25 protein-coding genes are annotated in these 25615 nt (G+C 69.4%); 10 read left to right on the top strand and 15 right to left on the bottom strand.

Going from position 1 to position 25615, the window contains the following annotated elements; genetic code table 11:
- Window positions 1–204: 204 nt before the first annotated feature.
- From WS96_RS18375 to WS96_RS18355, 5 genes are read left to right on the top strand one after another with little or no spacing between them, the layout of a single operon-like run.
- Entirely contained in the window at window positions 205–2478 is a 2274-nt protein-coding gene (locus WS96_RS18375; RefSeq protein ID WP_059834358.1) for a TonB-dependent hemoglobin/transferrin/lactoferrin family receptor, read from the top strand.
- A 49-nt stretch (window positions 2479–2527) separates the two neighbouring features.
- Window positions 2528–3619, top strand: coding sequence for a hemin-degrading factor (locus tag WS96_RS18370; protein ID WP_059834546.1), 1092 nt, complete (start codon window positions 2528–2530; stop codon window positions 3617–3619).
- Window positions 3616–4533: a heme/hemin ABC transporter substrate-binding protein gene (locus tag WS96_RS18365; RefSeq protein ID WP_059834356.1), complete on the top strand. Its 918-nt coding sequence runs from the start codon at window positions 3616–3618 to the stop codon at window positions 4531–4533. The genes WS96_RS18370 and WS96_RS18365 overlap by 4 nt, the downstream gene beginning before the upstream one ends.
- A gap of 15 nt (window positions 4534–4548) precedes the next feature.
- Window positions 4549–5637: a FecCD family ABC transporter permease gene (locus WS96_RS18360; RefSeq protein ID WP_059834353.1), complete on the top strand. Its 1089-nt coding sequence runs from the start codon at window positions 4549–4551 to the stop codon at window positions 5635–5637.
- Window positions 5638–5656: 19 nt separating this feature from the next.
- A complete protein-coding gene (locus WS96_RS18355) occupies window positions 5657–6487 on the top strand; it encodes a heme ABC transporter ATP-binding protein (RefSeq protein WP_059834351.1) in 831 nt (276 codons plus the stop codon).
- A gap of 83 nt (window positions 6488–6570) precedes the next feature.
- Here WS96_RS18355 and WS96_RS18350 read toward each other — a convergent pair whose 3' ends face one another.
- Both WS96_RS18350 and WS96_RS18345 read right to left on the bottom strand, forming a co-directional pair.
- On the bottom strand, window positions 6571–7182 hold the full coding sequence (locus WS96_RS18350; RefSeq protein ID WP_059834350.1) for a trimeric intracellular cation channel family protein: 612 nt from the start codon (window positions 7180–7182) through the stop codon (window positions 6571–6573).
- Between the two features lie 8 nt (window positions 7183–7190).
- On the bottom strand, window positions 7191–9323 hold the full coding sequence (locus WS96_RS18345) for a penicillin-binding protein 1A (RefSeq protein ID WP_059834348.1): 2133 nt from the start codon (window positions 9321–9323) through the stop codon (window positions 7191–7193).
- 279 nt (window positions 9324–9602) lie between these two features.
- Between WS96_RS18345 and WS96_RS18340 the strand changes: the two genes are divergently transcribed.
- A complete protein-coding gene (locus WS96_RS18340; protein WP_059834346.1) occupies window positions 9603–10397 on the top strand; it encodes an aminoglycoside phosphotransferase family protein in 795 nt (264 codons plus the stop codon).
- An 81-nt stretch (window positions 10398–10478) separates the two neighbouring features.
- On the opposite strand, the gene WS96_RS18335 is transcribed toward WS96_RS18340, so the two are convergent.
- On the bottom strand, window positions 10479–11315 hold the full coding sequence (locus tag WS96_RS18335; protein WP_059834344.1) for a bifunctional allantoicase/(S)-ureidoglycine aminohydrolase: 837 nt from the start codon (window positions 11313–11315) through the stop codon (window positions 10479–10481).
- 244 nt (window positions 11316–11559) lie between these two features.
- Between WS96_RS18335 and WS96_RS33750 the strand changes: the two genes are divergently transcribed.
- Window positions 11560–12024: a hypothetical protein gene (locus WS96_RS33750; RefSeq protein ID WP_156443661.1), complete on the top strand. Its 465-nt coding sequence runs from the start codon at window positions 11560–11562 to the stop codon at window positions 12022–12024.
- A 133-nt stretch (window positions 12025–12157) separates the two neighbouring features.
- Here the strand turns inward: WS96_RS33750 and WS96_RS18330 are convergent, their stop codons facing one another.
- From WS96_RS18330 to WS96_RS18320, 4 genes are all read right to left on the bottom strand, one after another.
- On the bottom strand, window positions 12158–12595 hold the full coding sequence (locus WS96_RS18330; RefSeq protein WP_027781621.1) for a hypothetical protein: 438 nt from the start codon (window positions 12593–12595) through the stop codon (window positions 12158–12160).
- A gap of 375 nt (window positions 12596–12970) precedes the next feature.
- Entirely contained in the window at window positions 12971–13630 is a 660-nt protein-coding gene (locus WS96_RS18325; protein ID WP_059834343.1) for a methyltransferase family protein, read from the bottom strand.
- 161 nt (window positions 13631–13791) lie between these two features.
- Entirely contained in the window at window positions 13792–13962 is a 171-nt protein-coding gene (locus WS96_RS34080) for a hypothetical protein (RefSeq protein ID WP_179949954.1), read from the bottom strand.
- A 246-nt stretch (window positions 13963–14208) separates the two neighbouring features.
- On the bottom strand, window positions 14209–14628 hold the full coding sequence (locus WS96_RS18320; protein WP_059834340.1) for an HIT family protein: 420 nt from the start codon (window positions 14626–14628) through the stop codon (window positions 14209–14211).
- Window positions 14629–14873: 245 nt separating this feature from the next.
- On the opposite strand from WS96_RS18320, the gene WS96_RS18315 reads away from it, so the two are divergent.
- Window positions 14874–16295: a serine hydrolase domain-containing protein gene (locus WS96_RS18315; protein WP_059834338.1), complete on the top strand. Its 1422-nt coding sequence runs from the start codon at window positions 14874–14876 to the stop codon at window positions 16293–16295.
- Between the two features lie 75 nt (window positions 16296–16370).
- Here WS96_RS18315 and WS96_RS18310 read toward each other — a convergent pair whose 3' ends face one another.
- The 6 genes from WS96_RS18310 to WS96_RS18285 all read right to left on the bottom strand — a co-directional run bounded on the left by WS96_RS18310 (window position 16371) and on the right by WS96_RS18285 (window position 21935).
- Window positions 16371–16994 (bottom strand): glutathione S-transferase family protein, encoded by a 624-nt coding sequence (locus WS96_RS18310; RefSeq protein ID WP_059834336.1) that lies wholly within the window; start codon window positions 16992–16994, stop codon window positions 16371–16373.
- 72 nt (window positions 16995–17066) lie between these two features.
- Window positions 17067–18566 (bottom strand): TIGR01777 family oxidoreductase, encoded by a 1500-nt coding sequence (locus WS96_RS18305; protein WP_059834334.1) that lies wholly within the window; start codon window positions 18564–18566, stop codon window positions 17067–17069.
- Entirely contained in the window at window positions 18563–19432 is an 870-nt protein-coding gene (locus WS96_RS18300; RefSeq protein WP_059834333.1) for a thiol-disulfide oxidoreductase DCC family protein, read from the bottom strand. Before WS96_RS18300 ends, WS96_RS18305 begins: the two co-directional genes overlap by 4 nt.
- Window positions 19433–19526: 94 nt before the next feature.
- Window positions 19527–19997 carry a DUF2269 family protein gene (locus tag WS96_RS18295; RefSeq protein ID WP_059834331.1) on the bottom strand — a complete coding sequence of 157 codons (471 nt, stop codon included), beginning with the start codon at window positions 19995–19997 and terminating at the stop codon, window positions 19527–19529.
- Window positions 19994–21313: an SDR family oxidoreductase gene (locus tag WS96_RS18290; protein ID WP_059834544.1), complete on the bottom strand. Its 1320-nt coding sequence runs from the start codon at window positions 21311–21313 to the stop codon at window positions 19994–19996. The genes WS96_RS18295 and WS96_RS18290 overlap by 4 nt, the downstream gene beginning before the upstream one ends.
- A gap of 88 nt (window positions 21314–21401) precedes the next feature.
- Window positions 21402–21935 carry a GbsR/MarR family transcriptional regulator gene (locus WS96_RS18285; RefSeq protein ID WP_034205998.1) on the bottom strand — a complete coding sequence of 178 codons (534 nt, stop codon included), beginning with the start codon at window positions 21933–21935 and terminating at the stop codon, window positions 21402–21404.
- A gap of 163 nt (window positions 21936–22098) precedes the next feature.
- On the opposite strand from WS96_RS18285, the gene fabV reads away from it, so the two are divergent.
- On the top strand, window positions 22099–23301 hold the full coding sequence (fabV, locus tag WS96_RS18280) for an enoyl-ACP reductase FabV (RefSeq protein ID WP_059834330.1): 1203 nt from the start codon (window positions 22099–22101) through the stop codon (window positions 23299–23301).
- A gap of 49 nt (window positions 23302–23350) precedes the next feature.
- On the opposite strand, the gene WS96_RS18275 is transcribed toward fabV, so the two are convergent.
- A complete protein-coding gene (locus tag WS96_RS18275) occupies window positions 23351–24055 on the bottom strand; it encodes an SDR family oxidoreductase (protein WP_059834328.1) in 705 nt (234 codons plus the stop codon).
- Between the two features lie 346 nt (window positions 24056–24401).
- Between WS96_RS18275 and WS96_RS18270 the strand changes: the two genes are divergently transcribed.
- Entirely contained in the window at window positions 24402–24986 is a 585-nt protein-coding gene (locus WS96_RS18270) for a TetR/AcrR family transcriptional regulator (RefSeq protein WP_059834326.1), read from the top strand.
- A gap of 39 nt (window positions 24987–25025) precedes the next feature.
- On the opposite strand, the gene WS96_RS18265 is transcribed toward WS96_RS18270, so the two are convergent.
- Window positions 25026–25604 carry a hypothetical protein gene (locus WS96_RS18265; protein ID WP_059834324.1) on the bottom strand — a complete coding sequence of 193 codons (579 nt, stop codon included), beginning with the start codon at window positions 25602–25604 and terminating at the stop codon, window positions 25026–25028.
- Window positions 25605–25615: the final 11 nt, after the last annotated feature.

Genomic DNA, 25615 nt, shown 5'->3' with positions numbered 1-25615 from the left:
GCTCACGCGAGCCGCGCATGCGAGCACTCACTCGCATCGGTCGCTTCGCGTCCTTGTATTGATAATACTTCTCATTTACACTGGCAAAATTGTCAGTTGCCTTTCAAATCGCCGTTTGCCGCATGCCGCGCGTAAACGGGCCAGCCAGGTGAACGCGTCACCCAGCCAGCCTTCGGGCTTGTCATCGTCAATGGGAGACCACCTGTGCATTGCTATACGCTGGCGCGGCGGCCGATCTGTGCCGCGCTGTTCGGCGCGTTCGGCCTGTCCGCCGCCACGGCTCACGCCGATTCGTCGCCGCAAGGCGCCACCCCGCCTGCCGCCGTCCTGACCGCCGCCGCGTCAACGCGCGGCGATGCGGCGCTGCTCGACCCCGTCACCGTCACGGCCACCCGCACCGCCACCGCGGCGAGCCGCACGGCGGCGTCCGTGTCGGTAATCACCGACGAGGATCTCGAAGCGCAGCAGGCCACCAACATCAAGGACGCGCTGCGCTACGAGCCTGGCATCACGGTGCGCCGCACCGCGTACCGGCCCGGCAGCGCCGCGCTCGGCGGCGGCCGCGACGGCGACTCGAGCATCAACATCCGCGGCCTCGAGGGCAATCGCGTGCTGCTGATGGAAGACGGCATCCGCCTGCCGAACGCGTTCTCGTTCGGGCCGCTCGAAGCGGGGCGCGGCGACTACGCCGATCTCGACACGCTCAAGCGCATCGAGATCCTGCGCGGGCCGGCGTCGGCGCTCTACGGCAGCGACGGCCTGACCGGCGCGGTGAACTTCATCACGAAGGATCCGCGCGACCTGCTGTCGATCTACGGCAAACCCCATTACTTCTCATTCCGGCCGAGCTACGACTCGGCCGACCGCAGCATCGGCGCGACCGTGTCGGCCGCGGGCGGCAACGATCGCATCCAGGGGATGATCATCGCCGACGGCCGGCGCGGCCACGAGGTCGACACGCGCGGCGGCAACAACTCGGCGAGCACGCTGCGCACGACGTCGAACCCGCAGGACGTCTATTCGGAATCGCTGCTCGGCAAGCTCGTGCTGACGCCGACCGCGCGCGACACGGTCAAGCTCACCGCCGAAACGGTGCAGCGGCGCGTGAGCACGGATGTGCTCTCCGCGATCAATGCGCCGGCGACGCTCGGCCTCACGACTCACGACCGGCTCGAGCGCAACCGCTTCAGCGTCGACTACGACTTCCGCGACGACGCATTCCGCTGGTTCCAGACCGCGCACGTGCAGTTCTACTACCAGGACGCGAAGCAGGACCAGTACGCGTTCGAGACGCGCAGCGCGCCGCTGAAATCGCGCTCGCGCGACAACCAGTACAAGGAACGCACGTTCGGCGGCGCCGCGTTCGCCGAAAGCGGCTTCGCGACCGGCCCGCTCGCGCACAAGCTGCTGTACGGCGTGGACGGCAGCCTGTCGCGCGTGACGAACATGCGCGACGGCACGGCGCCGGGCGTCGGCGAAGCGTTCCCGAACAAGGCGTTCCCCGACACCGACTACACGCTGTTCGGCGCGTTCGTGCAGGACCAGATCGGCTACGGCCGCCTGCTCGTCACGCCGGGCCTGCGCTTCGACACGTACCGGCTGAGCCCGACCGAAAACGATCCGCTGTTCACCGGCAAGGCCGTGTCGACGAGCGCGAACGAACTGTCGCCGCGCGTCGCCGTGCTCTACGAGATCACGCCCGCGGTCATTCCGTACGTGCAGTACGCGCACGGCTTCCGCGCGCCGACGCCCGACCAGGTGAACAGCAGCTTCTCGAATCCGGTGTACGGCTACACGTCGATCGGCAATCCGAACCTGAAGCCCGAAACCAGCGACACGTTCGAAGCCGGCCTGCGCGGCAAGGCCGGCACCGGCTACGGCGTCGTGCGCTACAGCGCGGCCGCGTTCACCGGCCGCTACCGCAACTTCATCTCGCGCACGACGATCGCCGGCAGCGGCCGCCCGGTCGACCCGTTCGTGTTCCAGTACGTGAACTTCGCCGACGCGCGGATCCACGGCCTCGAAGGCCGCGCCGAATGGGTGATGCCGAACGGCATCACGCTGAAGACGGCGATGGCGTTCACGAAAGGCTCGACGCAGAACGACGGCGCGGCCAGCCAGCCGCTCAACACCGTGAACCCGTTCTCGGCCGTGTTCGGCGTGCGGTACGAGCCGGGCGAACGCTGGTTCGTGCAGACCGACCTGCTGTTCCAGGCCGCCAAACGCGACAAGGACGTCGACAAGTCCGACTGTTCGAACAAGGCGTGCTTCACGCCGCCGTCGTCGTTCGTCGTCGACCTGCGCGGCGGCTACCGCTTCAACAAGCACGTGAGCGCGACGATCGGCATCCGCAACCTGTTCGACCGCAAGTACTGGAACTGGTCGGACGTGCGCGGCATCGCGGCCGATTCGCAGGTGCTCGACGCGTATTCGTCGCCCGGCCGCACGGTCGCCGTCAGCATGAAAGTGGATTTCTGATGCGCGGTGCCCGCGCTGCCACCCCAACCGTTACTTGAAGGAGTCCGACATGATGCCATCCGCCCTTCCCGGTCAATCGGCCACGCCGGCCCGCGCAGCCGCCGCGCTGCGCGACGCGTTCGTCAAGCTCAAGACCGAGCGCCAGCTGCGCAACCGCGACGTCGCGCAGGCGCTCGGCGTCAGCGAAGCCGAGGCGCTCGCCGCGTTCGTCGGCGAGCACGTCGTGCGGCTCGACGCGCGCTTTCCGACGATGTTCGAGGAAATGCCGCGTCTCGGCCGCGTGATGGCGCTCACGCGCAACGACACGGCCGTCCACGAAAAAGACGGCGAGTACGCGCAGATGAGCCACGACGGCCCCGTCGGCCTCGCGCTCGGCGACATCGACCTGCGCATCTTCTACCGTCACTGGGTGTCGGCGTTCGCGGTGCGCGACGAAACCGCGCACGGCCCGCTGAAGAGCCTGCAGTTCTTCGATGCGCAGGGTCATGCGATCCACAAGGTCTACCTGCGCGCGCACAGCGATCATGCCGCATACGACGCGTTCGTCGAACGCTGGCGCGCGCCGTCGCAGGAGCCGGGCCTCGAGGTCGCGCCCGCCGCGCCGAAAACGCCCGAGCGCGCGGACACCGAGATCGACGTCGCGGGCTTTCGCGCCGCGTGGGACGCGATGACCGACACGCACCAGTTCTTCGGCATCACGCAGCGCTTCGGCGTGAGCCGCATGCAGGCGCTGCGCCTCGCCGATCCGCACTACGCGTATCCGGTCGAAACCGCTCATGCGTTGCGCCACGTGCTCGAACAGGCGGCGAAGAGCGGCCAGCCGATCATGGTGTTCGTCGGCAACGCGGGGATGATCCAGATCCATACGGGCCCCGTCGCGAACGTGCGCGAGGTCGGCGCGTGGATCAACGTGCTCGATCCGGGATTCAACCTGCACGTGCGCGAAGACCTGATCGCCGCGGCGTGGGTCGTGAAGAAGCCGACGAGCGACGGCATCGTCACGTCGCTCGAGCTGTTCGACCGGCAGGGCGACCACGTCGCGCTGCTGTTCGGCGAACGCAAGCCCGGCAAGGCCGAGCGCGACGACTGGCGCGCGCTCGTCGCGACGCTGCCGGCGGCCGCACGCGGAGCCGCGCGGTGAGCGCGCGGCCGTTCGATCCGGGCCGCCGGTCGCTGCTGGCCGGCGCGGCGGCCGGCGCGCTCGCGGCCGCGCTGCCCGGCGGCGTGCTCGCCCAGGCCGCGCCGGCCACCCCGACGCGCGTGATCGTGATCGGCGGTGCGCTCGCGGAGACCGCGTTCGCGCTCGGCGGCGCCGAGACGCCGCGTTACCGGCTCGTCGGCGCCGACACGACCTGCACGTATCCCGACGCCGCGAAGCGCCTGCCGAAGGTCGGCTACCAGCGCGCGCTGTCGGCCGAAGGGCTGCTGTCGCTGCGGCCCGATCTCGTGCTGGCATCGGCGGAAGCCGGCCCGCCGACGGCGATCGCGCAGGTGAAAGGCGCCGGCGTCACGGTGACGACGTTCGACGAGCGCCACGACGTCGAATCGGTACGCGCGAAGATCGCCGGCGTCGCGCAGGCGCTCGACGTGCGCGACGCCGGCACCGCGCTGCTGCGGCGTTTCGATCGCGACTGGCAGGCCGCGCGCGACGCGGTCGCCGCGCGCGTGCCCGGCGGCGCGCAGCCGCCGCGCGTGCTGTTCGTGCTGAACCATACCGGCACCCAGGCGCTCGTCGCCGGCCAGCGCACCGCCGCCGACGCGATGATCCGCTACGCGGGCGCGCGCAACGCGATGCAGGGCTTCGATCACTACAAGCCGCTGACGACCGAGGCGCTCGCGGCGGCCGCACCCGACGTCGTGCTGATCTCCGACGAAGGGTTGGCGGCCGTCGGCGGTCACGCCGCGCTGCTCGCGACACCCGGCTTCGGCGCGACGCCGGCCGGCCGCGCGCGGCGCGTCGTCTCGCTCGACGCGCTGTTCCTGCTCGGCTTCGGCCCGCGCCTGCCGCTCGCCGTCACGACCCTGCATCGACGCCTGTCGGATGCGCTCGCCTGATTCCGGATCGACCCGATGCCCGCTCACGTTTCGCCCTTCAACGCGCCATCGTCCGCCTCGCGTACCGGCGCCGCGCGCGCCGGCACGTCGCGCCGCTTCGCGCCGTTCGTCCTGGCCGCGCTCGCCGTTCTGGTGGGCGCGATGTCCGTCGTCGCGCTGTGCGTCGGCGCGTACCGCATTCCGCTGGCGCAGGCCTGGGCCGCACTGAGCGGCGACGCGGCCGCGCAACAGGCGCGCGCCGTGCTGTTCGACATCCGCGCGCCGCGCGTCGCGCTCGCGCTGCTGGTCGGCGGCGGCTTCGGCGCGACCGGCGCCGCGATGCAGGCGCTGTTCCGCAATCCGCTCGCCGATCCGGGGCTCGTCGGCGTGTCGAGCGGCGCCGCGCTCGGCGCGACCACGCTGATCGTGCTCGGCCCCGCGCTCTTCGCCGCCCACGCGAGCGCGGCCGCGCTGCCGGTCGCCGCGTTCGCGGGCGGCCTCGCGGTCGCGGCGCTCGTCTACCGGCTGGCCGCATCGCGCGGCCGGCTTGCGCTGCCGCTGCTGCTGCTCGCCGGCATCGCGATCAATGCGCTGGCCGGCGCGGCGATCGGGCTGCTCACGTTCGTCGCCGACGATGCACAGCTGCGTTCGCTGACCTTCTGGAGCCTCGGCAGCCTCGGCGGCGCGCAATGGTCGACGCTGGCGGCCGTCGCGCCGTGCGTCGCGATAGGCTGCATGCTGCTCGTGCGCGAACGCGACGCGCTGAACGCGCTGCAGCTCGGCGAAACCGAAGCGCTGCATCTCGGCGTGCCCGTGCAGCAACTGAAGCGGCGCGTGCTCGTCGCGGTCGCGCTCGCGGTCGGCGCGCTCGTGTCGTGCGCGGGCATCATCGGCTTCATCGGGCTCGTCGCGCCGCATTGCGTGCGCCTCGCGTGCGGCCCCGACCAGCGCATCGTGCTGCCCGGCGCCGCGTTGCTCGGCGCGTTGCTGACGCTCGCGGCCGATCTCGCCGCGCGCACCGTCGCCGCGCCTGCCGACATTCCGCTCGGCGTGCTGACCGCGCTGCTCGGCGCGCCGTTCTTCCTCGCGCTGCTGTGGAAGAACCGCGGTGCGCTCGGCGGGTAATCCCTTCTTCGAGACGACCATGCTGACCGCCCACCACCTCGACGTCGCCCGCCGGCACGGCACGATCCTGCGCGACCTGTCCCTGTCGATCGAACCCGGCCGCGTGACGGCGCTGCTCGGCCGCAACGGCGCGGGCAAGAGCACGCTGCTGAAAGCCTTCGCCGGCGAGCTGACCGGCAGCGTCGCGCCGAACGGCGTGCGCGTGACGGGCGACGTCACGCTGAACGGCGAATCGCTCGCGCGCATCGACGCGCGGCGGCTCGCGTGCCTGCGCGCGGTGCTGCCGCAGGCCGCGCAGCCGGCCTTCCCGTTCAGCGTCGACGAAATCGTGCTGCTCGGCCGCTATCCGCATACGCGGCGCGGCGGTGCGCGGCACGTGATCGCACACCGCGATCGCGACATCGCGTGGCGCGCGCTCGAACGCGCGGACGCCGATGCGCTCGTCGGCCGCGACGTCACGACGCTGTCGGGCGGCGAACTCGCGCGCGTGCAGTTCGCCCGCGTCCTCGCGCAGCTGTGGCCGGACCACGACGCGACGGAATCCGGCCCGCGCTACCTGCTGCTCGACGAGCCGACCGCCGCGCTCGATCTCCCGCACCAGCACCGCCTGCTCGATACCGTGCGCGCCGTCGCGCGCGAATGGCAGCTCGGCGTGCTCGCGATCGTCCACGATCCGAACCTCGCCGCGCGACATGCGGATGCGATCGCGATGCTCGTCGACGGCACGATCGTCGCGCATGGCGCACCGCGCGACGTGATGACGCCTGCCCATATCGCGCGCTGCTACGGCTTCGCGGTGAAGATGGTGGAAACCGGCGACGAGACGCCGCCGGTGATGGTGCCCGCGTAGCGCGGGCGTGTGTCGCGCGATCGTTGCGTCGCTCGATGTCGTTCGTTGTCCTCGTTGACGGCCGTCGCGAAGACCCGCCTTGGTCAATGCTCGACATCCGCCGCGCCGAAGCTTCGCATCTTCCAGCCGAGCCGCACGGCGAGCATCCGCATCGAGAAGCCGGCCGCCAGCGCGACGAGCGTCGCGCATCCCGCGTCGATGCCGACATGCTGCATCCCGACATACAGCGCGCCCGTGACGAACGCGACGCTCGCATACAGTTCCTCGCGCAGGATCAGCGGCATCTCGTTGCACAGCAGGTCGCGCAGCATCCCGCCGCACACGCCCGTGATCGCGCCGGCCAGCACGACGATGAGCGGCGCCGTGCCGGTCGACGCGCCGATGTCGCAGCCGATGATCGTGAACGCCGCGAGGCCGATCGCATCGACGGTGACGAACAGCGTCTTCATCCGCGCGACGTGCCGCGCCGCCCACGATGCGACGGTCGCCGCGACGAGCGTGATCACCAGGTATTCGGGATGCGCGATCCAGCCGAGCGGATAGTGGCCGAGCAGCACGTCGCGCACGGTGCCGCCGCCGAGCGCCGTCACCGCGCCGACGAGCGCGAGCCCGAAGCGGTCCATCCCGCGGCGCATGCCCATCAGCGCCCCCGACATCGCTTCCGCGACGATCGCAATCAGATAGAGCGTATGCATGGCGCGCGTCAGTCGTCGGTCCGGAACAGGTCGAGCACGCGTTCGCGCTCGGCCGCATCGACGGCGGCGGGCATCGGTGCGTCGCGCTTGCCATGGTCGGCCGACGCATCCGGCGCATCCGGTGCATCGACGGCTGCCGCGCCGCCGCATGCAAAGCGGCTGCGGATATACGGCGGCACGTCGGCCGTGCACGTGCCGCGCGTGTATTCGGCGTACACGAAATCGCCGTCGACGAGCGCGACGTCCTGCGGCGGCGTCGCGTCGACCGGCGTGCGCCCGTCGACGGCCGTCTTCATGTAGTCGAGCCAGACCGGCAGCGCCAGCGTCGCACCGGTCGCCCGCCCCATCGGGCGCGGCGTGTCGTAGCCGAGCCACGCGACCGCGACGATGCCCGACGAGTAGCCGGCGAACCATACGTCCTTCGATCCGTTCGACGTGCCCGTCTTGCCCGCCGCGTCGTCACGCCGCAGCGCGAGCGCGCCGCGCGCGGTGCCGGCCCGCACGACGTCGCGCAGCATGCTGTCCATCACGAACGCATTGCGCGCCGACACGACCCGCTCGCCCGCCGGCACGGTCGCCTCGTACATCGCGCCGCCGTGGCGCTGCTTCACCGACAGGATCAGGCGCGGCTCCATCCGCGTCCCGCCGTTCGCGAACACGCCGTATGCGCTCGCGAGTTCGAGCGGCGTCACGGCGCCCGCGCCGAGCGCGAGCGGCAGCGACGCCGGATTGCGCTGCGCGTCGAAGCCGAAACGCACCGCGTGCTGCTGCACGTAGCGCGCGTCGGCGGCCTGCATCAGGCTGACCGCGACCAGGTTCTTCGAGCGCACGAGCCCGCGCCGCACCGGGATGAAGCCTTCGTAGCGATTGCCGAAATTGCGCGGACGCCACGGCCGCGCGCCGGTTTCCGCATGCGTGAGCGTGCGCTGCGTATCGTCGACGAGCACGCCGGGGAAGTAGCCCTTCTCCAGCGCGGCGGAATAGACGAACGGCTTGAAGCTCGACCCCGGCTGCCGATACGCCTGCAGCGCATGATCGAATACGTTGCGGTTGAAGTCCGCGCCGCCGACGAGCGCGAGCATGTCGCCGGTGGCCGCATCGAGCGACACGAGCGCGCCTTCGAGCCCGTCGCGCATGTCGCGCTTCGCGCGCGGCTGGCGGCTCAGCGTGCGCTCGAGCGCGGCTTCGGCCGCGCGCTGGTCGCGCATCGAGATCGTCGTCGTCACGTCGAGGCCCAGCGTGTACGCGTCGTCGTGAAACCGCTCGACCATCATCCGGCGCGCGCGCTCGGCGACGTACGGCGCCGCGACGATCCCGGGCGGCGGCGTGGTCGCCAGCGCGATCGGCGCGTCGACGGCCGCGCGATACGTCGCCTCGTCGAGCTGGCCGAGCGCATGCATCCGGCCGAGCACGTAGTTGCGCCGCGCGGTCGCGCGCGCCGGGTTGACGACCGGGTTGAACGCGGACGGCGCCTTCGGCAACCCGGCGAGCACGGCCGCCTCGCCCGCGCTCAGCGCGTCGAGCGGCTTGCCGAAGTACACGTGCGCGGCAGCCGCGAAGCCGTACGCGCGCTCGCCCAGATAGATCTCGTTCATGTACAGCTCGAGCAGCTTGTCCTTGCTGTATTCGCGTTCGAGCTTGGCCGCCATCAGGATCTCGGCGAGCTTGCGGCTCAGCACCTTGTCGCGCGTCAGGTAGAAGTTGCGCGCGACCTGCATCGTGATCGTGCTGCCGCCCTGCCCCGGCTGCCCGGTGACGACGTTCGCGAACGTCGCCCGCGCGAGGCCGCCGACATCGACCGGGCCGTGTTCGTAGAACTTCGCGTCCTCGGCCGCGAGCAGCGCGTGCCGCATCAGCGGCGGGATGCGTTCGAGCGGCACGAACTCGCGCCGCTCGACGCCGTATTCGGCCAGCAGGTCGCCGTCGCGCGAGAAGATCCGCAGCGGCAGCGCGGGACGATAGACGGCCAGGTGTTCGACGGACGGCAACTGCGTCCAGATGCGGTCGATCGTCCAGGCGCCGATGCCGGCGCACGCAAGCGTCAGGCCGAGCAACGCGCCCGCGAGCGTGCGCCCTACGCGGCGGCGCGGCGGTGCGGAGGGCGGCGCGGGCGGCGGCAGGTTGGCGGTGGGGTCGGTCATGTCGGGCTCCTTCTTCAATGCCGCGACGGCCGGCGCGCGAGCGGCGCCGATCGGTCGCGAAAGGCGCGCATTGTCGAAGGGATGACGTGAAACCGGAACATTCTTTAGCCAAAGTTTGGCTGGCTAAATTTTATTTAGGAAAGGACGGCCGGTCGGTTCGCGGCGCGCGTGCGGGCCTGCGGCACGCGGTCACGCCGCCACGCCGCCACGCCGCCACGCCGCCACGCCGCCACGGCGGACCGCGCGGCGCGCGAGCCGGTTCGCCTGTACCATCGCGTGATGTTCGATCGATACCTCGACCTGTGGGGCCTCGTCCCCGACGGCGGCCCGATCCTGACCGCGAGCGGCGGCCTGTTGCCGGTCGTCTGGCGCGCGCGGCCCGCGATGCTGAAAGTCGCCACATGCGACGAAGAGCGCCGCGGCAATGCGCTGATGGCGTGGTGGAACGGGCAAGGCGCCGCGCAGGTGTGGCGGCACGACGGCGACGCGATCCTGCTCGAACGCGCGCAGCCGGCGCCGTCGCTGGCCGCGTTGTCGGCAGCGGGCCACGACGACGACACGATGCGCATTGCCTGCGACGTCGTCGCGCGGCTGCACGCGCATCGTGCGCCGCAGGTGCCTGCGGTCGTGCCGCTGCACGACTGGTTCTATGCGTTGCTGTCGAGCGACGCCGACAACGACGCGCTGCGCCGCTCGGCAACGATCGCACGCCAGTTGCTGGCCGAGCCATCCGTCGACGAAGTCGTGCTGCACGGCGACATCCATCACGACAACATCCTTCATTTCGGCGATCGCGGCTGGCGCGCGATCGACCCGAAAGGGCTGCGCGGCGAGCGCACGTTCGACTACGCGAACCTGTTCTGCAATCCCGCGCACGACATCGCGATCGATCCGGTGCGTTTCGAGCGGCGCATCGTGCTCGTGGCCGACGCCGCACGACTCGACCGGCGCCGGCTGCTGCAGTGGATACTCGCGTGGTCGGGGCTGTCGGCCGTGTGGTTGATCGAAGACGAGCTGCCGCCCGATACGCGGCTGCAGGTTGCCGCGCTGGCCGCGGCCGCGCTCGACCGGTAGCCCCACACCGCGCGCACCGCCCATGAAAAAAGCCCACCGGCTTGCACCGGTGGGCTTTCGTGTCCGACTTTGCGCGGCGCTTCAACGCGCCGGGTTCAGCGTCAGGTTCATGTGACGGTTCACGTCCTTGTACAGCAGGTAACGGAAACGGCCAGGGCCGCCCGAATAGCATGCCTGCGGGCAGAACGCGCGCAGCCACATGAAGTCGCCGGCTTCCACCTCGACCCAGTCCTGGTTCAGGCGATAAACGGCCTTGCCTTCCAGCACGTACAGGCCGTGCTCCATCACGTGCGTTTCGGCGAACGGAATCACGCCGCCCGGCTCGAACGTCACGATGTTCACGTGCATGTCGTGACGCATGTCGCTCATGTCGACGAAGCGCGTCGTCACCCATGCGCCGTTGGTGCCCGGCATCGGGATCGGCTCGACGTCCTGCTCGTTGGTCACGAACGCTTCGGGCAGCGCAATACCGTCGACGGCCTGGTAATGCTTGCGGATCCAGTGGAAACGCACCGCCGCATCGCTGACGTTGTGCAGCGTCCAGTCCGCGCCCGGCGGAATGAACGCGTAGCCGCCCGGCTTCAGCGTGTGCTGCTGGCCTTGCAGCGTCAGCTCGGCTTCGCCTTCGACGACGAACAGCACGGCTTCGGCGTTCTTGTCCTGCTCGGGCTTGTCGCTGCCGCCGCCCGGATTCACTTCGACGATGTACTGCGAGAAGGTTTCCGCGAAACCCGACAGCGGGCGGGCGATCACCCACAGGCGCGTGTGGGTCCAGAACGGCAGCCAGCTCGTGACGATGTCGCGCATCACACCCTTCGGGATCACCGCGTACGCCTCGGTGAACATCGCGCGATCGGTCAGCAGATCCGTTTGCGGCGGGTGGCCGCCATGCGGCGCGTAATACGTTGTCTTAGACATATTGCATCCAGGCAATGGGTTGGTCCGGCCCCGGGCGCAAACGGCATCGGGCGGTCCGCATGCGCGTGGGGCACGCAAGCGACGGCGGGACATCGTTGCCGGGGTGGCTTGAAGGCGCATGCGCCTTCGATCGGTCGGCCAGGCTTCGCGTCGGGTCCGTCCGGTTCGGCGGACGCGGCGGCCCGAGTCGCCGGGCCGCCGCGCTCGCGATCATGCGGCGAGGCGCGGACGACGGCACGGTTCGGTGCCGTACGCGAGCATCGCCGACGATAGCGAAGTCGATCCCGATCGACCAATTAAATGTTGCGATGACATCCATTCGATTTGCCACTACCTGGCGGCGCCCGCGATGTGCGGTCGCGAGGCGTCGAGGGACAGGCCGACTATCGGGGAAATCCTGACGGTCGCGACGTTCGCGGAATGCGTCCATACACGGCAATGCGGCGCGCAAGCGACGGTCTCGGTGCATTTCGCGACGCGGATCGAAGTCGGTTGCTACGTGCGGGCAGCGGATCGCTACGACAGGATCGCGGGAGACGATCAGGTCAAGTCAGGTTGGAACGAGCCGACGTGTCGAAGGAAAAGCAGATGTCGTTCGGCCGATCCTGTGCGGATGCGTTCGGACGCGGCAGACGATGTCGTCGAGAAACGGGCAAAACGGCGGGAGGAGAATGGCCGGCCCGTCGATCGGGCACACGGCAGCGGCTGATGCAGCCGGAGGAGAATCGCCGGTCCGGCCGGCGAAGCGGCCCGGCAGGACGCCGGGCTGAAGTTCGCGTCGGGATGCCGACGCCGTCGGCGCGCCGGTGCGCGGCTCGCGCACCGTGCCGCGCCAGCGGCGATCAGTCCCAGTCGCGGTGGTGACGATGCTTGCGGTGACGGTAGCCGCGGTCGCCGTGATCGCGATCGTACGAACTGCGCGACATGTTGCCGCCGAGTGCCGCGCCGGCGCCGCCGCCGACTGCCGCGCCCAGCAGGCCGCCCGTACGGCCGCCCATCGCGTTGCCTGCGGCGGTACCTGCGCCGCCGCCAAGGGCGCCGCCGATGATCGCGCCGGTGCGCTCGCGACGGTTCGACGTCACCGCGCCGCCGGCGCCGCCGCCGATCGCGCCGCCGATGACGGAGCCGGTGCTGCCGCCGACCGCGCCGCCGACCGCTGCGCCGGCAACCCCGCCGAGCGCGCCGCCGAGCGCGTTGTTCAAGTCACCGGCCACTGCCGGCAGTGCGGTCGCGCCGGTCAGCACGGCGACGACGAGAGCGGGGGCGATTTTCTTCCACATTCCCGTATTCTTCCTTGTTCGCAATTCTGGTTATCGAGGTCCGCTCGGTACGACGATCTGAATCGATCGACGTCGGGCCAGGCATTGTGCCGAACCGCGGACCAATTCATTTCAATGAGCTTGCGGCGAAGAATAGCACCGGTCCCGCATTCCTGCCGTAGACATTCTGGTAACAAGTTGTTTACGAATCGCGCATACCGCACGCGTACCGTAAATCGCTCGAAATCCTTGCTGGTATTGACTTGTACGAGGGTCCGGCCCCGCTCGGGGATAGACCGCTCATGCAAGCGAACGCACGTTCGAGACACACGTGGCAACACATCTGCACATGCGGTAAGCGGCCTCCGAACGACGGGCGGCGAAAAGATGACGGGGTCAGTACACGCCGGGCAGCAATCGCCATGTCCGCGCGCAGTACGCGTCGTATTCGGCGCCGAATTGCGAACGCAGCAGTGCCTCCTCCGAGCGAATTCTCGCAACGAGCGGCACCAGCATCAGCACGACCAGCAGCACGCCGACGCCCGAACGGAACACCAACGCCCAGCCGAGCGAATTGACGAGCAGACCGAGATAGCTCGGATTGCGGATGCGGCTGTAGATGCCGCCCGTCACGAGCGTATGGCCCGGCTGGATCGCGACGAGCCCGCTGAAGCGCTTGCCGAGCACGAACACGGGCCAGATGCGCAGCACGCCGCCCGCGATGTACAGCACGACGCCGATCCAGCGCACGGTGTCGCCGCCGAAGGTCCAGACGTCGAGCCGGTCGGTCAGCGCGGGCACGTACGCGAGCAGGAAGCCGCTCACCGCGAACGCCGCGAGCACCCAGCGGTTGTCGCGGTTCTCGCGCTCGCCGCTGCTCAGGTTGCCTTCGGTGAACAGCGCGGCGACGGCCATCGCCAACGTCGCGACGACCACGACGATCAACGGCGGATGCGAGAAGAACGCGGCGAACCCGCCGCTGCCGAGGACGGCGAGCCCGAGATAGACGAGCGTGGAGACGCTCGACAGGACGACGACCTTGGGAGTAACGGTCATGATGACGGCCTCGCGGGGGCGTGCTTTCCTGTGAAGTATAGGAACTGCACACACCCGGTGCCGTGCGCCGCGGTCATGCGGCGCGCGCGCGTTCGCGCGCATCGTCGAGCCACAGGCGGCCGACCGGGCCGGTACGGCCGGGCCCGGCGCACTGCGGCGAATCAGCGGATGCGGATGTTGCCGCCGATTCCGACGCTGACGGGCGGCGCGTAGTACGCGGGCGCATAGCCGTAGCCGTAGTAAGCCGGCGCGGGCGCGTAACCGTACGGCGGTGCGACGTAGCAGCCGGACAGGCCGGCGATCAAGGCAAGCGTGATGAGAAGTCTGGACATGGCTCGGTTCCCCGCGCAAAAAACGAACGGCACCGCGCGAAGGCCGGGCCGCCGCGACGGGCGACGGCCGGCACGAAGGGGCGATCCGCCCTTCCTGTCGCTCGATGAAACAATGCGCGGAGTCTAGCGCCGGGCCTGGCCGGCCGAGTTTCCCGGGCAGTTACACGTGTTACCTGGTGTGACCGCTGAAACACGCTCGGGCGGCACGCGGCCGGTGAACGGCGCGGCGCCGAGTGCGTCGGGCCGTTACACGAAGCGGGCGCGAATGCGCTGCGCGAGCGCTTCAAGCGTCGCCGCGTCGGCGACGTCGCGCGCATGCATCCGCAGCTCCGCGCCTTCCCAGCGCGGAATCACGTGGAAATGCACGTGCGGGACCGTCTGGCCGGCTGCCGCGCCGTTGAACTGGCCGATGAACACGCCGTCCGGATCGAGCGCCGCGCGCACCGCCGCCGCGACGCGCTGCGTCATGCGGATGCCGGCCGCGGCCGCATCGCCGGACAGCTCGAAGATCTGCGCGGCCGGCTCCTTCGGGATCACGAGCACGTGACCGTCGGCCTGCGGCATCAGGTCCATGATCGCGAGCGTCGCGTCGTCTTCGGCGACCTTCACGCACGGCAGTTCGCCGCGCAGGATCTTGGCGAACGGGTTGTTGTTGTCGTAGGACATGGCGTTTTCCGATCTCGGTTGGACAGTGGGACTGGGAGAGAGCAATGCCGGACGATTATCGGCCGATGGCAGGCCCGATATCAACTCGCCCCGACGCGCGACGCCGGCCGATCTGTCGGGCACGCGGCAGCGCGAACGCACGCGGCCGTCATCGCGCGTCACGCGGCTGCGATTGCAACGCCTCGCCCGAACCTGCGACACTGCCGCATCGTTGCCGGCCGGCACGCCACCGAGGATGCTCGCGCATGACGATCCCCCTCAAGAAAGTGATTCTGCGCGCTGTCGCGTTCATGCTCGTTGCCGCGCTCGGCTACACGGGCTACATGCTGTCCCGGCTTGCGCCGATCGCGACCGGCTATGCGGCCAAGGCGCTGTGCTCGGGCGTATTCGTGTCGGGCCGCCCGGCCGCGTCCGTGATCGACGTCGACATCATGGCCGGCGTCCATCCGCTGCTGAAACTGGTGCGCCCGTCAATCGACCCCGACCATCATCGCGCGGTGGCGACCTTCGCCGGCTTCGCCGAACGCGAAGCCGACTTCCGGCCGGGACTCGGCTGCACGCTCGCACTCGTGCCCGCGACCGGTGCGGCGGCGGCCATCTTGCCCGCCGCGTTGCCGCCCCTCCCCGATCCGCCACCCGCGCCACCCGAGCCGCCCGCGCCGGCCACGCCGCCCGCCGGCATCGACGCCCACAAGCTGCAAACCGCGCTCGACCGCGCATTCGACGAACCCGATCCGGCGCGGCCGCGGCGCACGCGTGCGGTGATCGTGCTGTGGCGCGGCCAGGTGATCGCCGAACGCTATGCGCCCGGCTTCACCGCCGACACGCCGCTGCCCGGCTGGTCGATGACGAAGACCGTGACGGCCGCGCTGGTCGGCACGCTGGTCGCGCGGCACAAGCTGTCGCCGGACGCGTCGGCGTTGCTGCCCGAATGGCGCGGCAGCGGCGATCCGCGCGCGGCCATCACGCTCGACGAGCTGCTGCGGATGACGAGCGGCCTGCAGTTCAACGAGGACTACGACGACCCGCTGTCCGATGTCGCGGTGATGCTGTTCACGCAGCCCGATACCGCGCGGTTCGCATCGGCGAAGCCGCTTGTCGCGACGCCCGGCGCGCAGTGGTCCTACTCGAGCGGCACGAGCGCGATCGTCGCGCGCGTGATGCGCGAAGCACTGGGCGGCAGCGACGCCGACTACCTCGCGTTTCCGCGCCGTGCGCTGTTCGCGCCGCTCGGGATGCACAGCGCGGTATTCGAGCCCGACGCGTCGGGCACGCTCGTCAGCGCGTCGTACATGTATGCGAGCGCACGCGACTGGGCGCGCTTCGGGCAATTTCTGCTGCAGGACGGCGTGTGGAACGGGCAGCGGCTGCTGCCGGAAGGCTGGGTGCGCTACCTGACGCGCGCGACGCCGCAGTCGTCGCGACAGGAATTCGGCGCGCAGCTTTGGGTGAAGGTGCCGGAGCCGTTCAACGATCTCGATCCGCACGCGCGGGCGATGCCGGCCGACGCATTTCATGCGGTCGGCCATGAAGGCCAGTTCGTGAGCGTGGTACCGAGCCGTCAGTTGGTGGTCGTGCGGCTCGGGCTGTCGCGGCCGGAAGCCGCGTGGAATCACGAGGCGTTTCTCGCGCGCGTGCTCGACGCGGTGCCGGCGCCTGGGGCGTGACGGCCGGCCGTTGCCCGCCGGACGCGAGAAAGCGGCGGCAGTGACGCCGCCGCTTCACGCGCTATCTACGCTGCATTACGGATTCGCGCTACCCGCGTACTGCTTGAAACCCTCGCGCGTCGCGAGACGTTCGATATAGCGCGACACCGCCGGCAATTCCGGATGTTCGAACGGCGTGCCGAACCAGCGATTCACCGACAGGCCGATCGGGATATCCGCGAGCGTGAAGGTATTGCCCGCCACGTACGCGCCGGTCTTTTCGAGCTGCGCATTCAGCACCTGCATGTGCTTCGTCCAGCCCGCGATCGACTGTGCGATGCCGTCCGGATCCTGATGGTCGGGCGATTTGCGCACGAGGCCGAGGAATGCGCCGACCCACGACCGGTTCAGGTCCGAGCCCTGCCAGTCGATCCACTGGTCGACCCGCGCACGCGCGTGCGGCTCGGCCGGATACAGCGCATCGCCGCCGTAGCGGTTCGCGAGGTAGCGGATGATCGTGTTCGATTCCCAGAGCACGAAATCGTCATCCTTGATGACGGGGACGAGCGCGTTCGGATTCAGCGCGAGATAGGCCGGATCGTGGGTCGTGCGAAAGCCCGCGCCCCAGTCTTCCTGTTCGAACGGCAGGTTCAGTTCGGTGCACAGCCACAGCACCTTGCGGACGTTGATGGACGGAATCTTGCCGAGGACGTGCAGCATGCAGTCTCCTTGTGAGGTCGGATGCGGCGCGTTCGGCGCGAACGACACGCGCCGAACGCGTTCATCCGGAATTTATACACGACCTCGCGGGAAACGGCAGGCCGCGGGCGCGAAATCGGCGTGCTGCCGATTCGTCAGGTCGCGCAGCGCGTGCTCGGCCGTCGGGAAGCGGAACATGAATCCGTCCTGATGCAGCCGTGCCGGCACCACGCGCTGCCCGTCCAGCAGCAGCTCGGCCATCTCGCCCATCGCGGCGCGCAACGGCGCGGCCGGCACGTGCAGGAACGCCGGGCGGCGCAGTACCTTCGTCACGATCCGCACGAACGCGCGCTGGGTCAGCGGCGCCGGTGCGACCGCATTGTAGACGCCGCGCATGCCCGCGTTGGACATCGCTCGCGCGACGATCCGCAACACGTCGTCGCGGTGAATCCAGCTCATCACCTGCGCGCCGTCGCCGAATCGGCCGCCCAGCCCGAAGTAATGCGGCATCAGCATCGGGCGCAACGCGCCGCCCCGGCCGAACACGATGCCCAGCCGCAGCACCACCGCGCGCACGCGGTGGCGCTCGAGCGGTTGCACGGACTGCTCCCACTGCCGGCACAGCTCGGACATGAAGCCGGTGCCGGTGCTGCTGCCTTCGTCGAGCCGTTCGTCGCCCGGCCGCACGCCGTAGTAGCCGATCGCCGACGCCTGGATCCACGTACGCGGCTTGACCTCGGCGGTTTCCACCCAGCGCATCAGCGCCTGCGTGACGCCGACGCGGCTGGCGAGCAGCACTGCCTGCCGGCGCTTGCTCCAGCGTGCGCCCAGCACCGGCGCACCGGCGAGATTGACGACCGTGTCGAAGCGCTCGTGCGGCTGCAACTGGTCGACGGACGTCACGCTGCGCACGCGGCCGTGAAACAGGTAAGCCGCGCGCAACGGATCGCGCGCCAGCAACGTGACCGTATGCCCTGCTTCGAGCAACCGGTTGACGAGCGTTTCGCCGATGAAGCCGGTCCCGCCGGTGACGAGCACGTTGCCCGGCCGCTGCCCCGCGAACGGGTTGGCGGCCGGCGCGCGTGGCGCGATACGGCACGCGGCGATCCCGTCGCGCACGCCCGACACCGTCACGCCGACGGCGAACAGGCCGAGCAGCCAGCCGCGCCAGCCCAGGTCGATCGCGTGCAGCGCGGTGGGCGCGTGCGCCCACACGGCGAGCTGCATCGCGATCATGCCGAACAGCGCGCCGCCGTTGACGGCCAGCAGCGTATGCAGCACGCGCTCGGTCGCCGGCAGCTTGCGGCTCTGGTCCTCGACGACGAAATCCCACAGCGTCAGCACCACTTCGACGAGCACGACCGCCGCGAGCGCCGCGACCCACGCGCCGTGAAACGCGACGTTCGCGATCGACGCGAACACGAGGCCGTACAGCACGGACCGCACCGCGTGAATCGCCAGTTCGAGCCGCGCGCGCGGGCTGTGCGGCAGATCCTGCGTGAGTTCGTGGTGGTAAAGCGTATCGAATGCGCCCATCGCGCCCTGCACGATCAGCAGGTCGAGCGCCCAGTCGAAAGCAGGCAGCGTGTTCATGCGGTATCCCTCCTCCACAACCAGACCAGCGGCGGCACCATCGCGACGAGTGCGGCCGCGTCGATCGCCACGTGCCCCCACACCTGCGCCTGCCACGACAACAGCATGTCCTGCGGCGCCCAGATCAACAGGCCGGCCAGCAGCCAGCCCCACACTTCCCGTTTCTGCAACCGGTTGCCGAGATGGACGAGCGCGAGCATCCAGACCGCGGCGCACTGCACCGTCGCGCCAAGCAGCGACATCCACCAGATCTTCTGGGCGCGCGCGGCGTCGGGCGCCGCGGTCGACCGGAAATGCCACTCGATGCCGCGGTGATACGCGTCGAGCCACGACGCGCCGGCAATCCACGGAATGGCCGCGCCAACGAGCAGGTGCGCGATCGCGGCTGCGTACATCCAGCGCACGACGGTGCGGCGCGGGATGTCGCGCGGCGGGCGATTCGCTGCCGTGCTTTCGGCGTTCCGGCCGAGGCTGCACGCGCCGCCTTCACGGCAGGCTTCCGCGCGATACCCGAGCCAGTGCGATACCGCATACCGGTTGCGAGCCAGGCGGCGATACAGCGGCGCGAACACGGCACGCATCGCCGGCACGCGAAGCAGCGAGGCGAACCGGCGACGCCCAACCAGCGCATGGGCGGCCGCGATCCCGTCGATACCGGTCAGCATGCGTCCGTCGGGCAGGCGCGCATGCAGTTCGCGATTCAGCACGGGCAGGTCGACGCCCAGCGGCCCCGGATCGAAACCCGGCTCGGCAATGTCGACGAACGCCAGCCGATGTCGCGCGTCGCGCTCGCCAAGACGCCGGATTTCCGCGACGCATAACGGGCATCGCCCGTCGAAGTAGAGAACCAATTCACTTGCATCCATGATTTGCACTCCTTCTTGTTATCGCTGGCATCACGAACCGGTCGATCGACTGCTTTCCCTCGAACGCCGCCGCTCCCGCGCGACGGCGACCGGCTCACATCGGCTTGACCACCATCAGGAAATAGACGGTCAGCATCGCGAAGAACGCCGGATAACCGAGCAGCTCCCAGCGCTTTGCATACCGCCAGTAGCGCTCGGGCAACGCGGCGTCGCCGTTCGCGTGCGCGAGCTTCGCCATCGATGCAAGTTCGAGCTGCAGCCACACGACCGGCAGCCAGCACGCGCCGGCGAGCGCATACAGCATGATCGACGCGAGCAGCCACGGCGTATGCCACGGCCAGCCGGCCGTGTGCGCAAGCCACAGCCCGGACGCCGGCTGGAAGATCACGGCCGGTGTCGTGAACCACCAGTCCGCGCGCACCACAAGCCGCGATACGGCCGCGATCGCGGGCACCGACCGCGTGCGGTTCGCGAAGAACAGATAGAACGCGGTGCCGAATCCCGTGCCGACCAGCAGCACCGAAGACAGGATATGAAGCGCCTTGATGACGAGATAGGTATTCATGCGTGTTCTTCTTCTGAATAGAGGATCAACAGGATGGCGAGAATCGGCACGTTCTTGAGCACGGGGCCGAACGGTTCGGCCAGCAGGCCCGGCATCGTGACCGCGATGACCGCCGAGTACGCGACGATCAGCGCGGCTTGCGCGGCCCACAGGCGCCGCGACGGCGCGACGACGGTCGCGATGCCGAACGCGAAATCCAGCGCGCTGGCCGCGTAAAGCGCGATCAGCGCGGGCAGGCCCGTCAGGTGCGCAGGCGCCAGCAGCGCGAGGCTCGCGCGCAGCGGATGGATGAAGGCGCTCGCGATCGCCGTCCAGATCCACACGATCGCGAGCGCGCCCAACAGCAACGGGCGCCGCCACATCGCGAGCGCGTCGCGGCGCAATGCGCCAGCGTCCGCGCCGATGAAGCTGCCAAGGCCGCGCGGCGGCCGGCCCAGCACGGCGGTGGCGGCCGCCGGATCGCCTGTGTTGCCGCCGCGCAGCATCGTCCACGTATCGCGCGTCAGCATCGCCCCCGGCAGCGTGCCCAACAGGGCGGCCGCCGCGCCGACCAGCGGCCCCGGCAGCGTCACGCGGGCCGCCGGCGGAAACCCGAGCGCGGCACGGTAGCCAGCCAGCATCTCGCGGTATTCGACCTCGTCGCTGCCGACCACGTCGATCACGCGGCTGCCCGCCGCCCGCGAATCGCCCGTGTGCTCGACGAGCCGCGCCACGACTTCGGCGAGATCGTCGACGTGCACCGGGCGCAGCCGCTGATGGCCGCCCTCTGGCAGTCCATGCACGGGCAGGCTCGCGAGCATCCGGAACAACCGCGCGGACGCGCCGGCCGCCCCGTAGACGAGCGCGGGGCGCACGATGCGGAAGTCGATCGGCAGTGTCTGCAGGAAGCGGTCGGCCGCGTGCTTGCTCGCGAAGTACCGCGTGTCGCCGCGCTCGACCCCGAGCGCCGAGATCTGGATCACACGCCCCACGCCGGCAAGGCAGCACGCGGTAAAGAGCGCGCACGGCGCGGCGCGATGCACGGCGTCGAGCGTCGCGCCGCGTCGATCGGCCAGCATGCCGACCGCGTTGATCACCACGTCGACGCCCTTCAGCCGCGCGCGCCACGCTCGAGGATCGACGTCCCGCGCGAAGTCGATCGCGACGTCGTTCGGGCCGGCCGCGCGGCGCACGCCGCGCAGCACGCGATGCCCGCCGCCTTCGAGCCGCGCGCACAGCGCCTGCCCGATGAAACCGTTCGCGCCGCACACGAGCACGGTCATGCCGCGTGCGCCGGTGCGATCGGGCGAACAGGTCGATGGCAACGCTGCGTTCATGTTCATCCTCTATTTACAGTTATTTCTGTACAGACAGAAATAAAAACCCCGAAAAAAGCGGGCTGCGTGCCCGCTCCGCCGTGACCGCTTACTTCGACGGCTTGCGCCTGACCGTCTGGCTGATCTTCGCGCCGATGCCGAGCGCCTTCATCAGCGTATCGGGCTTGAGCCGCAGCATTTCGTCGGACCAGGTCGTGAGCGTCTCGACGAACTGCAGCGTGTCGCGAATGCGCTGTTCGGTCTCGCGGCTCTCGTTCGCGATGTCCGGATTCGTCAGGCACTCGCGCAGCACCGTGAGCGTCGGCTCGATCTCGCGTTGCCGCCGCCCTTCGACGATCAGCTTGAACAACTCCCAGATGTCGGTCGACGTCTCGAAGTGGTCGCGGCGATCGCCCAGCACGTGCACGACCTTCGCGAGCCGCCACGCCTGCAGCTCCTTCAGGCTCGTGCTGACGTTGGAGCGTGCGACGTTGAGCGTCTCGGCAATTTCGTCGGCCGCAACCGGCCGTCCGGCCAGGTAGAGCAGCGCGTGAATCTGCGAGACAGTACGGTTGACGCCCCACCGCGAGCCCATTTCGCCCCAGTGAAGAATGAATCGTTCGGCAATCGGTGTGAGTTCCATGGTGGGGAATTTAGATATTTCAGTTATTTCTGTCAAGAGAGAAATAACCGGGCGATCCGACGCCTTCCGGCCGCGCCCGCCCGCGATCGGCCGCTTCCTTTACAATGCGCGGGATTTTTCCGATTTCAGGCCGTCCCCGCCTTTCTGATAGACAGAGGTTTCCATGATCATCAAACCGCGCGTGCGTGGCTTCATCTGCGTGACGACTCATCCCGTCGGCTGCGAAGCCAACGTCAAGGAACAGATCGACTACGTGACTTCGCACGGCCCGATCGCCAATGGCCCGAAAAAGGTGCTTGTGATCGGCGCGTCGACCGGCTACGGCCTCGCCGCCCGGATCTCGGCCGCCTTCGGCTCGGGCGCGGACACGCTCGGCGTGTTCTTCGAGCGCGCCGGCAGCGAAACGAAGCCGGGCACGGCAGGCTGGTACAACAGCGCCGCGTTCGAGAAATTCGCCGCGGAAAAGGGGCTGTATGCGCGCAGCATCAACGGCGACGCCTTCTCCGACAAGGTCAAGCAGGTCACGATCGACACCATCAAGCAGGATCTCGGCAAGGTCGACCTGGTCGTCTACAGCCTCGCGGCGCCGCGCCGCACGCACCCGAAGACGGGCGAAACCATCAGCTCGACGCTCAAGCCGGTCGGCAAGGCCGTCACGTTCCGCGGCCTCGACACCGACAAGGAAGTGATCCGCGAAGTCTCGCTCGAACCGGCGACGCAGGAAGAGATCGACGGCACCGTCGCGGTGATGGGCGGCGAGGACTGGCAGATGTGGATCGACGCGCTGGCCGAGGCCGGCGTGCTGGCCGACGGCGCGAAGACCACCGCGTTCACGTACCTCGGCGAGAAAATCACGCACGACATCTACTGGAACGGCTCGATCGGCGAAGCGAAGAAGGATCTCGACAAGAAGGTGCTGTCGATCCGCGGCAAGCTGGCCGCGCACGGCGGCGATGCCCGCGTGTCGGTGCTGAAGGCCGTCGTCACGCAGGCCAGCTCGGCGATCCCGATGATGCCGCTGTACCTGTCGCTGCTGTTCAAGGTGATGAAGGAAACCGGCACGCACGAAGGCTGCATCGAGCAGGTGTACGGCCTCCTGAAGGACAGCCTGTACGGCGCGACGCCGCACGTCGACGAGGAAGGCCGCCTGCGCGCGGACTACAAGGAACTCGATCCGCAAGTACAGAACAAGGTCGTCGCGATGTGGGACAAGGTGACGAACGACAACCTGTACGAGATGACCGACTTCGCCGGCTACAAGACCGAGTTCCTGCGCCTGTTCGGCTTCGAGATCGCCGGGGTCGACTACGACGCGGACGTGAACCCGGACGTGAAGATCCCGGGCATCATCGACACGACGGTCTGACGGCACGACCCGCCGCCGCATGTGCGGCGGGCTCGCATAGCCGACGGCGTCAACGCGGCGCCGGCTCTTCCAGATAGACGCCCGACGACAGCGCGGCCTTCACCTGCCGCGTGAATTCGTCGGTCGACACCTCCTCCGCCCCCGCTTCGATGGCGTCGTACGCCTGGCGCACGACGTCGGCCGGCGTGGCCTTCGGCACGTCGAGGCCGGCCGTCAGGTCGGTATCGATGAAGCCGGCATGCAGCCCGACCACCTGCGTACGCTGCTCGCGCAGCGAATGGCGCAGCCCGTTGGTCAGCGCCCATGCGGCCGATTTCGACACGCCGTAGCCCGACAGGATCGGCCGGTTCACCCAGCTCGCGACCGACAGGATGTTCAGGATCGCGCCGCCGCCGTGCGCCGCGAGAGTTCCCGCAAACGCCCGCGACATCGCCAGCATCCCGAACACGTTCGTCTCCAGGTGCGCGCGTAGTGCGTCGACCGCGCCGTCGTCGGTCAGGCTGCCGAGCCGCGCGATGCCCGCGTTGTTGATCAGCAGCGTGACGTCGCGCGCGGCATCGGCCGCCGCGGCCACCGCCGCCGGATCCGTCACGTCGAGCTTCACGGGCACGACGCCCGGCAGCGTCACGCTGGCCGGATCGCGCGCCGCCGCATAGACCTTGCGCGCCCCTCGGGCGAGCGCCTGCTTCGCAAACTCGAGCCCCAGCCCGCGGTTCGCGCCCGTGATGAAAACGACTGCCCCTTCGATCTTCATGATCGTTCCTTTCGCATGATGAATCGCCTGCGCGCCGGCTCGCCACGCGCTTGAGATCCGGTGAAAAACGAGGCTGCCGTCGCGAGCCGAGCCGTTGCGCCGCCGGTGGCGAACGACGAGCCGTCCATCCGCTGCCGGCATGACCCGCGACGTCGCAAACGTCGTCCGATTGCCATCCCTGCCCCCGCCTTGGCTTTGCGTGGCCTGCCAAGTCGGCTACACTCGATGTCAATGGTGGTCACCATCGTCTTTGCGATGCATTGTGTTCGCGCCGGACGATCATGTCAATGGCGATCACCATTGTGTTTTTCAATCGACGCGATCGGCAACGATCAGGGAGAAATCGATGGGCGTATCCAGACAGCAGGCTGCCGAGAACCGAAGCGCGATCGTCGCGGCCGCCGAGCGGCTGTTCCGCGTGCGCGGCGTCGATGCGGTGGGATTGACGGAGCTGATGAAGGAGGCCGGCTTCACGCAGGGCGGGTTCTACAACCACTTCAAGTCGAAAGACGCGCTGGTCGCCGAAGTCGTGGAAAAGGCGATGCGCGACCGCGCGGATTCGCCGAGCGCCGGCAGTCTCGACGCGCAGGTGGCGGCGTATCTGTCGCCCGCGCATCGCGACAACGTCGAGGCCGGGTGCCCGCTGTCCGGCTTCGCGGGCGATGCACCGCGGCTGACCGATACGGCGCGCGCATGCTACGCGCACGGGCTCGCCGCGTATCTCGATCGACTGGAACGGATGGTGGCGACCGACGGCGCCACGCCGGAGCAGACGCGTCGCGACGCGCTTGCGGCCTTCAGCCAGATGGTCGGTGCGCTCGTGCTGTCCCGCGCGATCGCCGGCTGCGATCCCGCGTTGGCCGACGAGATTCTGGACGCGGGGCGGGACGCGCTGACCGGCCGACGCGGCGATCCCGCCACATCGGCGTAACGGCGCGCCCTTCGTCGCGGCGCCGCCGTCCTGGTCGCGCTATTCGATTGCCCGCGCGGCATCCCACAGCGGCTGCGCGCCGCGCGCCGCATTCCACGCGGCGAACTGCGTGCGCCACGATTCGAACGGCTGCGCGAGCGGATGGCGCGGGTCGTCGCTGAGCGAATACGCCATCCCTTCGATCAGCCAGCGCGGCTTGGTCAAGACGGCGAGGTTGCCGAGCACTTCGGCCTGGCGATGATGGATCAACTCGTGCGCGAGAAAGTAGGTCTGCCAGCCGCGCGGCGCGATCACGATGCCGAAATCGCCGAGCGTCAGCGCCGCGCGCGTGCCGAGGCCGAACGCATCGGCGCACGCACGCGTCGCGCAGAACACGATGCGCGGTGCGGCGCGGAACGCGCCGACGGCCGCCGCCGCGCGCGCGGCGCCGTCGCGGTAGAGCTGCTGCGCGGCGCCGAGCGTCGCGACATCGTCCGTGCAGATGTCGGCGCTCGGGCACGACACGCCGGGAACCAGCGCGGGCGCGACGACGCGCAGCGGTTTGACGAGCGCGTACGCGGCACTCGGCAGCGCGACGAGAAGGCCCGCGAGGGCGAAAGCGATAGGGGCGCGTTTCATCGAGGCGGCGG

This window comes from Burkholderia sp. MSMB1835 (assembly GCF_001526365.1).
Taxonomy (GTDB): Bacteria; Pseudomonadota; Gammaproteobacteria; order Burkholderiales; family Burkholderiaceae; genus Burkholderia.
This window is presented reverse-complemented; position numbering and strand designations above follow the sequence as displayed.